General features: G+C 68.8%; 6 protein-coding genes. 1 reads left to right on the plus strand and 5 read right to left on the minus strand.

Translation table 11 applies throughout. From position 1 onward, the window contains the following. Positions 1 to 25: 25 nt before the first annotated feature. The 5 genes from ACFVVO_RS34805 to ACFVVO_RS34825 form a co-directional block, all read right to left on the minus strand. Positions 26 to 2,380: a hypothetical protein gene (locus ACFVVO_RS34805; protein WP_390060427.1), complete on the minus strand. Its 2,355-nt coding sequence runs from the start codon at positions 2,378 to 2,380 to the stop codon at positions 26 to 28. Between the two features lie 5 nt (positions 2,381 to 2,385). After that, positions 2,386 to 3,216: a hypothetical protein gene (locus ACFVVO_RS34810; protein WP_390060428.1), complete on the minus strand. Its 831-nt coding sequence runs from the start codon at positions 3,214 to 3,216 to the stop codon at positions 2,386 to 2,388. Between the two features lie 384 nt (positions 3,217 to 3,600). Continuing rightward, positions 3,601 to 6,375, minus strand: a complete 2,775-nt coding sequence (locus tag ACFVVO_RS34815; protein WP_390060430.1) for an RNaseH domain-containing protein — start codon at positions 6,373 to 6,375, stop codon at positions 3,601 to 3,603. Beyond that, positions 6,375 to 9,668 carry a hypothetical protein gene (locus ACFVVO_RS34820; protein ID WP_390060432.1) on the minus strand — a complete coding sequence of 1,098 codons (3,294 nt, stop codon included), beginning with the start codon at positions 9,666 to 9,668 and terminating at the stop codon, positions 6,375 to 6,377. The genes ACFVVO_RS34815 and ACFVVO_RS34820 overlap by 1 nt, the downstream gene beginning before the upstream one ends. Next, on the minus strand, positions 9,665 to 10,834 hold the full coding sequence (locus ACFVVO_RS34825) for a hypothetical protein (RefSeq protein WP_390060433.1): 1,170 nt from the start codon (positions 10,832 to 10,834) through the stop codon (positions 9,665 to 9,667). The genes ACFVVO_RS34820 and ACFVVO_RS34825 overlap by 4 nt, the downstream gene beginning before the upstream one ends. A 58-nt stretch (positions 10,835 to 10,892) precedes the next feature. Between ACFVVO_RS34825 and ACFVVO_RS34830 the strand changes: the two genes are divergently transcribed. Continuing rightward, positions 10,893 to 11,465 carry a putative phosphothreonine lyase domain-containg protein gene (locus tag ACFVVO_RS34830; RefSeq protein ID WP_390060435.1) on the plus strand — a complete coding sequence of 191 codons (573 nt, stop codon included), beginning with the start codon at positions 10,893 to 10,895 and terminating at the stop codon, positions 11,463 to 11,465. Positions 11,466 to 12,296: the final 831 nt, after the last annotated feature.

Here is a 12,296-nt window from a genome sequence, read left to right on the forward strand (position 1 = left end):
CCATGACGGGCGTTCTGGCCGTCTATCAGCGGTCGATGTCGTCGAAAAGACTGCGCTGTTCTGGAATCGGTTGGGTGCTCTGCGGGGTCTCCCGTCGGTAGGGGGCGGGGCCGGGAGCCCCGCCGCGGGGGGCTTCGTCCGGCTCCTCGCGGACCTGTTGGTAGATGTCGCGCGCGCGGTCGAACTCACCGGCTGTGCGATTGTCTAGTCGTCGCTCAAAGGCTTGGCTGTACCAGAACAGTGCGTCATCGACGGGGTCGTTGTCTGTATCGCCATTGAACTCGTAGGCCCAGTCGTCTACCCGCCGTTCTAGGCAGGGAACGAGTTCACGGCGCACGTGATCGAACAGGCTCTCGCGTTCTTCATCGGTGAGGAGGACGTGCCAAGCCTCCTTCTGCCATTCGTTGTCTTCGATCCACGAGGCGTCCGGCGCCGTGACGGCCAGGTCCGTCATATGGGAGATCGCCTCCTGCCGGACGTCTTCGGGGAGCAGGCCGGCGCGGTGGAGGCGGGCCAGTACCCGTGGGCGGAGATCGTCTTTGGCCGGTGCCTCGAAGTCCAGGAGCACCGTGTGTAGTTCCGGATCTTCTACGAGGTAGGCACGTAGGAAGCCGTTGCTACTGTCCCGCGACAAGTAGGACAGGATGCTTTGCTCACGCTCGTACTCATCCCGAAACACCATGTGAGGGTCGCGGCGAAGTCGGAGTAGCGGGGAGATCCGCTGGGCCGTCGCCTGGTACAGAGGTGACGGAATGCGCAGGAGAGTGCCCTGACGTTGGTCGCTACCGTCGGGCAGACAGTCCGTGCGCGAGAGCAGGGCCTGGTCGGTCATGCCGGTGAGGACGATGGGAAGCAAGTGACTCTGGGTGGTCAGCCAGGCAGCGAAGCCCTCCCAGAGAGTGGGGTGGTGGAATGACCAATACGCCTGCCCGTCAGAGGCGGTCGCCTCGGTGAGGAAGGTACCGGTGAGCGTGGCCATGGCCCGGCTGGTGGCACCGGGTGAGGCACCAGCCCGTTCGATGATGTCGCGCTGGACCGGATCAAGGGCGAGCGGGCTGGAGAGCCCCTTGTCCTGGGCTGTGGCGTACACGAGGGCGAGAGCTGCGTGGGCGTCCACGTCCAGCTGGTCATAGATATCGATCAGGAGCTGCCGCGGCTGGGCCATGAAGGACGTCATGCTCTCGCGGGTCTGGGACAGCCCGGTGGTGAAGGCCTGGAGTCCAAGACGGCGTGCTGCTTCGGGACGGAATGGCTCGGCGTCGGCTGCGGCCTCGAGGTGCGGCTTCATCTGGCTGAGCACGTTTGCCGGCTGATCGCCCGCAGCGAGATGGTTGTAGAGGATCTGCTGCCGCTCCGAGCGGGCGAGGTCGGCGACGTCGACGGTGACCTGCTGCTCGTGCAGCAGGGGGTAGGCATACGGCTTCAGCAGGGGCCGGGCCTCGTTGTAGATGTAGTTGCGGGAGGTCAGCACGACCCGGGCCCCGTTCTTCACGGCGCTCATCACGTGCGGCAGGTCCCGCGCCCAGGCGTGGGTGAGGATCTCCTCATGACGGACCGCGCCGAAGGCGTCATCGAGCCAGAAGAGCTGATCCTTCTCGTGCGGGTTCCAGCGCTGCACCAGCTCGTCGGAGGTCCGCGGCTTGCTGGCCACGCAGCCCCAGTTGTCGGCGGCACTGATCGCGAGCATCAGGGCGATGACGGACTTGCCCACGGCCGGGTCGCCGAGCAGCAGCACGAAGCCGTGATCGCGCAGGGCGCTGGCGGCCTTGCGGTAGGCGCTGGTGACGACGAACGTGGAAACCTGCTCCGGCGCAGACCTCATCAGCACTGAGGCCTGGGCGTAGGCGCGTTCGTCGAGGATCTGCGACAGATCACCGAGCCCGTAGACACGAGGGACGAACATCCGCAGCCCTCGATGCGAGGCGATCATGTCGCTCAGCCACTGCCCATCCAGGACCAGGGGATGCGCCACCCCGCAGGCACGCAGTCGCCGCCGGATCTCCTCCTCGGACTGGCCGCTGACCCGAGCGTTCGTCAGCAGCACATATGTCGCGCACACCCCGCGCTCGACCAAGGCACGGACCTTGGTGAACTCGTCCTCGAGTTCCGACGGGGCGAGTGTGGCATCCGCCTTCTTGGTGTGCTTGCACTGCAACACAAAGGGGCCCGGCACCACATCTCGCACGCCTCCCAGCTCGTCCGACGGTTGCCAGGTGCCGTAGAAGGCGCCGTCCCTGCCCCCGTCGTTGGAGTCCGCGAACGCCTGCACCGACTGCCCCCACACCTCCCGCAGCACAGCCGCGCACAAGTCCTGAAAGGCACGCCAGCCCAGGGTGTGCAGGGCGAAACGAGGCGACCCGGGGGCGACGGTGTCGCTCATGCTCGTCACTCGCCGTCCCTGTAGCCCTCGTCGGATGCGTCGTCGGCGAGCGCGGTGTACGCCTCCCACATCTGCTCGTCGTCGTAGTCCGGTTCGACCAGGTCCGGAGTCAGGGTGTTGCTGTCAGGATCCAGCTCCTCGGACTGGGCCATCACCTCGACCAGGAACTTCTGTGCAGCCTTCATGAGGCCGGGATCCTGCGTCCACAGCCCGAACTCCAGGCTGCGGCGAGAGCTTTCGGTGCCATTGGCGCTCCCCAGCCACAACCGGCTGGGCCTGAACCCGATGACGTCGGCTACCGTGCCCGATCCGTCCTCGTCGTGCCACCAGAGCTCACCCAGCAGCAACATCTTGGTGTGCAGGATCGGAACAAGACGATCTCCGGCCTTGCGGTAGCCGAGGCTGCGCAGCGCGGACAGCTGGATGTCCGGTGACGCTGAGCCGGGACCCACTACCGGTGCCACGCCGTCCTCATGCAGGCACAATCCCTCCAGAGGAGGCAGCGCCCGAGCAGGAAAGCCGGCCGAGTCCTTCACCGCATCGGCAACCCTGCGCAGCTTCTCCAGGGAACGCGGGCCCCGTGGCTGCTTGCTGACCACCACGCATGCGGACGGGAACTCGGCAATCCGGCGCAGCAGTTCAGCCTCGTCCACCCACAAGAACGCCCCGAGCATCCCGGGCCCCAGGCTGCGTGATCGCCGCTTCCGCTCCAACTCGTGCCGGAACGTGTCGATCCCATCGACGAGACCAGCGAGCACGTTCGTCCCGAACCGGGCGGACCCACCTTCCGCTGCGACCGCCTGCACGTTGAACTGGTGAGAGAACGACACACTCATACAACCCCTCCCGTTGCACGAGCATTATGGCGCGCTTCCCGCCCCCCCCGTCGAGGCTCCTGATCAGGTAGGAACATGCCGCCGTCGCACCAAATTCCTGGCAGTGGCGACGCGACTCCCGGCGGCCCTTGCCCGACCGGCCCGGGCCCGCATACGGACAAATGGCCAACCTCCCGTGCGGGCTGAAGCCGGTTCTGCGGGCAACCAGGCGAGGGCCGATCTTCAGCCGGGCGCGGCGCAACGCGCAGCCCTGCCAAGCAGCGCCGAGACGGGCCGCCGTCCAGCGAGAGCCACGCCTCTTCCTCGCGGTGAGTGCCCGCAGGTCGGGCCGCTCGGGGCACGACCACCACGGGTGGCACCGAGCACGCGCGGGCCCCGTAGCGGTCATCTGGCGGCGGCGTCGTCGGCCTCCCAGTCGATGGTGCGCCGGTACTCGGGATGGTTTTTATCCATCTGGATGGCGGCGTGGATGGGCAGCGGGTGGCGGGTGCGGTGTTCCCACGCCAGGGCGTGGTTGCACAGCCGCGCGGTGGTCAGGGCGTAGGGGAGGGCTTTCGCGTTGTCGGGGCGGTGGATGACGGCGATCTCGGTGGCGGTGAGGTTGAACCAGGTCTCGGCCTGCTGTTCCTTGTCATCGCACGCCCAGCGCCCCTGCGTGCGGCCTGACTTGGCCGAGGGGGTCTTGCCGTCCATCTGGTGGGGGCGGCGGCTCATGAGGAATGTGGTGGCGGTCCCGTCGAGTTGGAACAGCGCGTTGCTGGTCTTGTCGCCGTCGCTGACGTTGCCGTCCCCGCCGATCTCGTGGAAGAGCGCGGGCAGCGGGATGCTCGGGTCGGCGCTGGAGGTGGTGCGGATGACCGCTTGCGGCCGGTGCTCGGGTGCGAGGGTGGCGCCGGGCAGTGCCGGCCTGCCGTTGGCCAGGCCGTCGTTGTCGGGGAGCAGGTCGGCGTTCTTGTTCGCCAGCAACGGCCAGACGGGCCGGGTGGAGTCTCCTGAGACGTAGAGGACGTAGCCGCACTCGAGGTGCCGGCTCAGCTCGTACAGGGCGTGGTCGATGCGGCGGGGCAGGGTGTCGGCGCCGCGGCTGCCCTCGGGGATGGGGTGGCTGCGCGACAGCGCCTGGGCGTGGGCGTAGTTGAACCAGCTGCCGCTGCCGCCTCGATGGGCGGGCAGGTAGGCCAGGGCCTTCCAGTGCCCGCCGACCGGCACGAACGCGGTGAGGATCCACATGAGTTTGGGTTCCTCGGTGCGGTTGACGTGCTTGTCACCGAGCTGGGCGCGCATGTGCAGGCCGAGGTGGGCTACGCGGTCCTTGAGGCCGCTTCCGGTGGAGATCGCGCGGGTCAGGCGGGGGTGGACCAGGCCGGCGGCGCGCAGCATGTCGCCGATGGCGTGGTGGCCGGGGAAGTCCGCGGCGAGTTCCATGCCGAGGGCCTCCAGCGGGGATGCGGCCTCGCGCTCCTTCTTCTTCGAGCGCCGCTTTCTGGTTTCAGGGGTGAGGAACTGGGCGAGTACGCCGTGACGGGCCAGATGCCGGGATACCTCCGGCTTGGCATCCAGTGCGTAGGGGTCGACGGCGCCTTCCTCCTCGCGGCGGGCGGCGCGGCGCCGGCGGCCCCACTCCTTGGCGTCGTACTCGGTCTCGACCAGGGCCAGGACCCCGGTGCCCTCGGCTTCGAGACCGGGCAGGGCGTCGGTGAGCTCACCGCGACGGTCATGGTGCTCGCCGTGGGACAGCAGCTGAGGGGCCCGGTGCAGCAGCGCCTCGGTGTGGCAGCCGAGTTGAACGATCTCGTCGTCGGGCATGCCGTCTGCGAGGTCGGGCCGGCTGAAGTGGTAGGCCAGCAGACGCTGCATGCGGGTGCGCATCTCCTGGTGCTGGTACAGGGCCAGGACGCGCAGCTTCGAGCAGCCTGCGGCGGCCATGATGTCCGCGAGGTCGGTGTCGTCGAGCAGAGTGGCGTCACGGCCGTACTCGGTCTTGCGGGCGGCCACCGAGAGGACCTTGGCGACCTGGGTGCCGCTGACGAGGTCCTGGCCGGTGACGGCGGACAAGTGCTCGGCGAGGGCGGTGACGGTGTGCAGGCCGACGCCCTTGCCGAGGGGGAACGACTTCGAGAAGGGGATGAGCGCACGGAAGTCGCCGGGTTCGCCGGACAGATCCATGGCGCTGACGGGCAGGAACTCGGTGTCCTTGGGGCCGCGGGGGAACACAGGCTCGTCCATCAGCCGCACCCACGCGTCAAGTGCCAGACGACTGGTGTGCTCGAGGTGGGTGTACTTGCCCCTGCCGCCCAGGTTCACGCAGAGCAGCGGGCGGCTGGGGGAACGAGGCGCCCACCACGCGGTGCGAGCGCTGTTGATCTGATTGCTCAGCCGGGAAACCCGAGGCGTCAGGACCACCAGCGGTACAGGAAGCGAGTGCAGCGACTTCATCGCTACCTCCACCCGCAGCGCGGCGTAGTGCCGGCGGATCTTCCACTCCTCCGGCTCCTGTGCCTGCTCAGCAGAGCTCTCGAGGCTGCCGTCCTTCTTGTCCTTGGCGGGGCGGGCGTCGAGCCAGTTGTTCGACCACAGGTGCTCGGCGTCCCAGACCATGACGTTGTTCTCGGTGTCCGGGCGCAGCTGGATGGTGCGGCCGTCGACCGCCAGGCCGGTCCCGGCCACCAGCGAGGCAAGGTTCCAGCCGGCCGCGTCCCACACCCAGCCGGCCGCGTCCACGGCGTGCGGGCCGAGGCGGACGTGGTCCCACACCGCCACCTCTTCGGGCTCCACCGAGGCGAACAGGTCGGCGAGGTCACTGTTGTACGCCAGGGAGATCTCCTCTGCCGGCGTCTGCAGCAGGGCTTGCTCCCACAAGGCCACCGCGGCCCGCAGATGCGCCGGTGACAGTTTCTGGGACAGGGCGAGGAACTGGGGCGGCTTGCTCTTGCTGGTCGGGTTGAGTGTTGCGCTGGTGGCGCCGCTGGCGCGCAGCACCATCAGCAGCCCGGCATAGGGCAGGTTGGCCTGCGACCCGGTCTTGCCGCGGTAGACGGCACGCAGTCTCTTCCACTCGTGCTCGATCTTGTCCGGGAAGCGGTAAAGCCACACGGTGCCCATCAGGGCGCTGGTCAACGGCGCGGCCAGCATGGACAGGCGGGTGTCGTTCGACGGCATTACTGGGGTCCTCGGGTATCCAGGGTCGGGGCGGGAACCAACGTGACGGGATTCGACAGCAGGTCCTCGCTGTCGGCGAGGTCGAGCCAGGCGGTGAGGGTGGATCCGTAGACGCGGCGCAGGATCTCCTGCTCGTCCTCATCGAGCTGGCCGTAGTAGGAGCGCAGCAGCCGCGGGAAGTCGCAGCCCAACTGCTGGTTGAAGAAGGCGTGGTCGACCAGGTAGAGCTCGACGGGGGTGCCGCCGCGCCGCGCGCGCCCGGCCAGCTGGATGAGCTCGACGAGGATGCCCGCCAGGACCTCGGTCTTGAGGAACTTCGGCATGCGGGAGAACCGCGGGTCGGTGCGCAGCAGCAGCTCCCGCTGACGGACGGCGGCGGTGCGCTGGGAGGCGAGCATGCCGGCGGGGTCGGCGCTGACGGCGCCGGCAGCGATGCCGCAGGCGTTGATGCTCGCGTACATGACGGAGGGCTCGTGCAGGTGCGTGAGGGGGCGCACGCCCACCCACACGGAGGCGAGCGCTGAGCGGTCGGTGTGGGGGATGAGGATGTTCAGGCCGCGGGAGACCACCGACAGCGGTGCGCAGATCACCTTCACCCGGGGGTGGGTGGCAGGCAGGCTCTCGAGTTCGTCGATGGTCACCCGCACTACGCCCTCGGGCAGGGCCGCACCTGCCCGGGCGGAGGCCCGGGTGTTGCTGACGAGGACTGCGACCCATTCGGGGCGGCCGCACGCGGCCACGATCCCGGCGGCCATCACCTCCGCGTGGAAGTAGGAATTCCCGGCCAGCAGTGCCAGCTCCCGCAGCGGGTCGTTGCGGGCGACCTTCTCAAGGTGTGAGGACATCTGGGTGTGCCAGAGCCGCTCGGCGAGCTTGCGCAGCTCGGCGGGTTTGCGTTTCTCCTCCACGCCGCCGATCGAGATGGGCTGCCAGCCGATATCGGTGGAGGACACGTGCCCGGCGTGGGCGGTGACCGCGCCGGGAGCGGCGTCGGTCATCACGTAGGCGGGCAGGGCGTGCACGTGCTGCAGGGCCGCCTTGGGGAAGAACGCGGTGGCGGACAGACCCAGGACGCTGCGCCGTACCCCGGCGGTCGCGAGCGCCACGGTGTCGCCCAGGCGGACGGTGGAGGTGTGCGGGTCGCCGCCCAGGGACTGCAGCGACAGGCGTCCGCTGCCACCGGCGTTCTTGTCGAGCTTGAATCCGTACAGGTTTTGCCCGAGCGGCCCGTAGGGGATTGGCTCGTCGCGGGGGATCAGGCCCATCGTGGAGACCAGGTCGGTGGCCGCGTTCAGCTGCCCGAGCAGGGGGAGGATCGACCACTTCAGGGTGTGCAGCTCATTGTGGAGCGCGCCGAGCCAGGCCCGCACCAGCAGATCGTTGACCAGGGCTGCGCGCCGGGAGGCGGGCACGTTGAAGGGCGCGTCGGCCAGGATGCGCGCGATGGAGTCCTTGAAGACCGCGAGCTTTCTGCTGCGACGGGTCCCTCGGACCTTACCGGCCAGGGCCTGGCGGATCTGATCGGCGAGCGGCTGCCAGCCCGTGAGCAGCTCAGCGCCGGCCCGCTCGCCGGGGAAGAGGGCCAGGTAGGCCTGGTGGACTCCTTCGGTGATCTCGGCATCAGGCGACGCACCGGTCAGTAGACGGCACAGTTCGGCGTCCTTCTTGCCCACCATGTACCAGCCGGAGCCGGGCCGGTTCTGGCGCTCTTGTTCGGACTCCAGGTACAGGTGTCCGGTAAGGACGTTGTCCAGGAAGGTTTCGCTGAGCCGGCGCGCCTCCATCAGCGGGCCGGTCACGAGCAGGTTCTCCAGCGCGGTGAGGCCGTTGCGGTGCCGGTCGACTTCCTCCAGCCGCCCTGCGTGGCCGCGGCCGCGGCTGATCAGGGTGAACTCCTGCGCGCCCTGCGTGCACCATGTGGACTGGAACGCGTCGACCTCGTCGATGATCACGACGCGGCAGCGGCGCAGCACGAACTCGAGCACGCTCATGTCGCTGACGATCCGCTCGCCGTCCACCTCGACGGGCACCTTGCAGCGCCCGCGGATCAGGTTGTGATGGTTGGTGACGATGACGTCGGCCTCGGCTGCCTGCCGGATGTGCTCGAAGCGCCGGCAGATCCCCATGCGCGGGCACAGGTGCTTGCCGCCGTGCTTGGGCTCGGCGGGACCGTCGACCCATTCCAGCTGGGCGCAGGGGAGCCGGGCACGGTCCAGCCGCGGGCCGTCCACCTGCCAGCCGGTCATCTCGCAGCCGCCGGCGAACTGCTCGAACCGGTCCTCGCGGCCTTGGACGAAGGCGAGCTCCGCCAGGTCGTCGTGGCGCGAGGGCGCCACCCACGGCACCACCCGCAGCGGCCTGCCTGCCCGCCCGGCAGCGTCCTGCACGGCGTCAGACGTCTCCTCCACCAGCGCGTTGTCCGCAGCCAACTGCTCGGCAGTGCCCAGCCCCTCACGGATCCGGCCCACCACCACGAGGACCGGACCCTGGCCGCCCGCTGCCAGCAGATGCGCCGCGTCCCGCATCAGCACGCTCTTGCCCACCCCGGTGGGCGCATTCAGCAGCATCATCGCGCCCGCGGGCAGCCGCAACTCCGCCGCCGTGCGGCCGTAGGCGTCGGTGAGCCGCTCGAAGAACCCCTCAAGAAGACCGGGCTTCCACCCGAACTTCCCCGGCCGGGCTGTCGCCTGGCCCACCACGCGGTCCATCACCGCTTGGCGCGGCAGCACCGCTTCCTTGAGGAACGGCTCGGTGCGCAGCCGCACCGGGGCAACGAAAGCGCCCTTCTCGCCTGCGGGGATCTCCACCGTGTACAGCCGGTCGCGGCCGAAAGTCCACAAGCCTTCGCCGGCCGTCGGCAGTGACCTCTCCAGCATGGCCCGGTATTCCTCGGCCTCCTGAATGAGATGCTCGGCCAGAGCGGAGGGCTCCTGGGCATGGCAGGCCACCAGCCAGCGGGCCTCGTCCGCGTTCGATTCCTCCGGGATCCGGAACAGCGCCGTGGGCGCCACCGCGTACCCCAGGACCGCCTCACGGAACGTCTCCGGCTGCGCCAGATCTCCCTCCTGCCTGAGCGCCTGCCACAGCCGGCCCACCCGCTCATGCTCGGCGCGCGGCAGTGACAGCCAGGCCCCCCACACGTCGGTGCGCCGGGCGGCGAACATCCCCGCGAAGTCCAGCGGCACCCCGCACCGTTCGTCGACGCTCTCGAACGCGAAGTACTGCTGAGACAGGGCGAGATACGCCGCGATGGCACAGCACTGCAACGCCTCATGGACCTCACCGGTCTTCACGACTCACCCCGGCGGCACCAGCGAAGAACCTCGGCGACGAGGTTCTTGTCGGTCATCACCTCAAAGTCCCGCCGCCCGGCAAGACGGGACTGCAGCAGCGGAAGGTCCGACCGCTGCCGGTGGGGGACCACGATGGTCAGCCGCACTCTTCCGCCCAACGCGGGGCGCTCGAGCAGCGCATCGGCCAGGGCCCCGAAGGACCGCCACGCCTTCGCATCCACCCGCCACTCCTTGGCCACCAGCGGCTCGGCGGCAGTGATGCGCAGGTCGTAGCGGTCACCCTCCGGGTACATGAGGACGCTGAGACCCGCGATGCCCGTCAGCGCGTCCCGGATCGCGAACTCCATGCGCCCCGGCAGGGTCAGATACCGCCACACCGTCCGGGAGACCGCCAGGTAGTCGCCGGCAGCCGGGAAACCTTCCACCTGCTCGGCCGACCGGCCACCGCCCTCCAGGACCGGAGGGCCGCTGCCCCGTACCGGACGGCAGGTGTACTGCACCCCCTCCAGAAGATGGGCGTCGCACGACACGATGAAGACGCCGCCGGCGGCGGACTGCGCGCGCATCGGCCAGGCACAGACAGGGCACGGGAAGCACCAGCCGGCCGCGTTGCACCACGGCCAGGAGGAGACCGGCTCGAAGAACCCGAACCGCCCCCACAGCCCGCCCCACTTCTCCCACAGCACACCTTGCTCCGCTGCCGGATCACTCGCCAGCAGCTCGCGCACCTTCGCGTAATCGTCCGGCGGAAGACGCCGGATCTCCGCGTACAGCTGCTGCTCCTCCTGCTCGGCGCGCAAGCGTGCCCAGGGCCAGTACTCCATCAACGCCTGCTGTGGCACCAGGTGTTCGCGGCCCAGATCCTCCACGGCATCGCACAGCAGGCCGTCCTTGCTCAGCAGCCTCATGCCGCCGAGCAGATCGTCGTCCTCGCTGCCGGAGGGCAGGAGAGGGGCGAGCCCCTGTCGCAGACCGCGCCGCAGTACGCCCATGTCCAGGGCGGCGGCCGCGCCGGCACCGTGCGTCGAGCGTAGAACCCCGAGGCAGTCGACAAGCCGGGCGGCACGCCGGCCCGGATCGCCTGTGCGGTCCGCTTCCGCTACCGCGGCGGCGCAGCACGCGGTCAGCGCCAGGTCGCGGCGCCATCGGGGAGTGTTCCGTTCCACGAGACCCATAAAGGGTAAATAGCCTAAAACCTAATGAAAATCGCATACGGTGCCGATCGTGAACACCAGGAGCGCCCCATCGGCCCAGCCCGAAGCGCCGACCGGCACCACCCCATCGCGCGAGACCACTGAATACTGGCTGTGGGCCCACGCCTCGGATGCCTCCCTGGCGGAGGACGGTCGCCCCTGGAGCGGCAAGTGGATCTGGTTCACACCGCTCAGCCTCCTCGACCGTTCCTGGGCCACGATCCGCGCCGCGACCGAAGACGGCCTCCTCGGATATCGCAGCAAGGCGGCCACGCTCATTAACGCCCGCCCCAAGAGCGATGACACCCGCCGCCCGATCTGCGTCTACACCCGAGACTGGCGCGATATCGGCGACGTCCAACGAGTTCTGAGCAGCCTCCGCGCCCTCGGCATCGTCGACGTCCTGCTCTACAAGACCAACAGCGACACCCGCGGAGGCCACTACGGCACCGGCGCCAGCACTTTCATCGCACCTGCCACCAAGACGAATCTGGTCACCCCCAAACGCACCCGAGAAGCCCTCGAACACCACCACGCTGCACGAGCCCAGGCCCGAAGGGCTGCTGCGGCACGCAGGAAGGCACCAGTGCCGAAGCGCACCTGAACACCCACGACCCGGGCGGCTGTGGCCAGCTGCGGACGACTACGATCCTCTGTACGCGGCTGCCGCCCGGGTCAAAGCCCAGGCTGTGGAGCGTATGCAGCAGGAAAGTCACACAAGAGGGTGAAGCGGTTCGTGCTGCGTCACGCGGCGTGACCCCGCTCCTGCTGCTCCTCAAGACCACGCCGAGCGGCGAGCTCTGCAGCACGGCGCTCCCCGTCGGGATCGGCCGCGCCGGCCGACTCGGCGAAGGCGTTGCCTGCTACGGGCCATCGACTTGCCGAAAGCGTTGAGGAAGTGCGTCTCCACCGCGGCAGCACGGGCGTAGGCAGCGGACAGGATGTACTCCTGCAGGTTGACGCCTCCTGCCGTGCTGCGGCCTCGATCGCGGCACGCTGGGCCGGATCGGGAAAACATAGGTTCATCGCTTTGGGTTGAGGCTGGCATCGCCGGTACCACCGATGCGGCCACACCGCGAACGGGGGAGACCCCCGAACTCAAATCTTCCATAGTTTCGAAACCAAGGAAGCACCCCAAACAACCACTTGCCTTGATCGCCTATCTGACGAGGCATCAACAAGAGGCCGACGGGGCAGCCTTCGTTCCCCCAGCCAGACAGGGCCGGCCACGGAGTGGACGGTCCCTCAACTCACCTTGACTACAGTCAGGCTGCAGAGGAAAAACCAAGTTAGGCACGATCGCGGAGCGATCGGGAACACACCCCTCCGATCCGCGGAGCGGATCAACCGGTCCCGGAGGGACCGGGCGTCTCCGCGGAGCGGAGACGGGGTTACCGACGCGTAGCGTCGGCGCGTCGTTCCTGCGGAGCAGGAC

The sequence above is a fragment of the Streptomyces sp. NPDC058145 genome (assembly GCF_042884245.1).
In the GTDB taxonomy this organism is placed as follows: Bacteria; Actinomycetota; Actinomycetes; order Streptomycetales; family Streptomycetaceae; genus Streptomyces.

Coding starts and splice junctions, on each gene's coding strand:
- ACFVVO_RS34815 (WP_390060430.1), bottom strand. CDS start 6,375: ATGCCGTCGAACGACACCCGCCTGTCCATGCTGGCCGCGCCGTTGACC.
- ACFVVO_RS34810 (WP_390060428.1), bottom strand. CDS start 3,216: ATGAGTGTGTCGTTCTCTCACCAGTTCAACGTGCAGGCGGTCGCAGCG.
- ACFVVO_RS34805 (WP_390060427.1), bottom strand. CDS start 2,380: ATGAGCGACACCGTCGCCCCCGGGTCGCCTCGTTTCGCCCTGCACACC.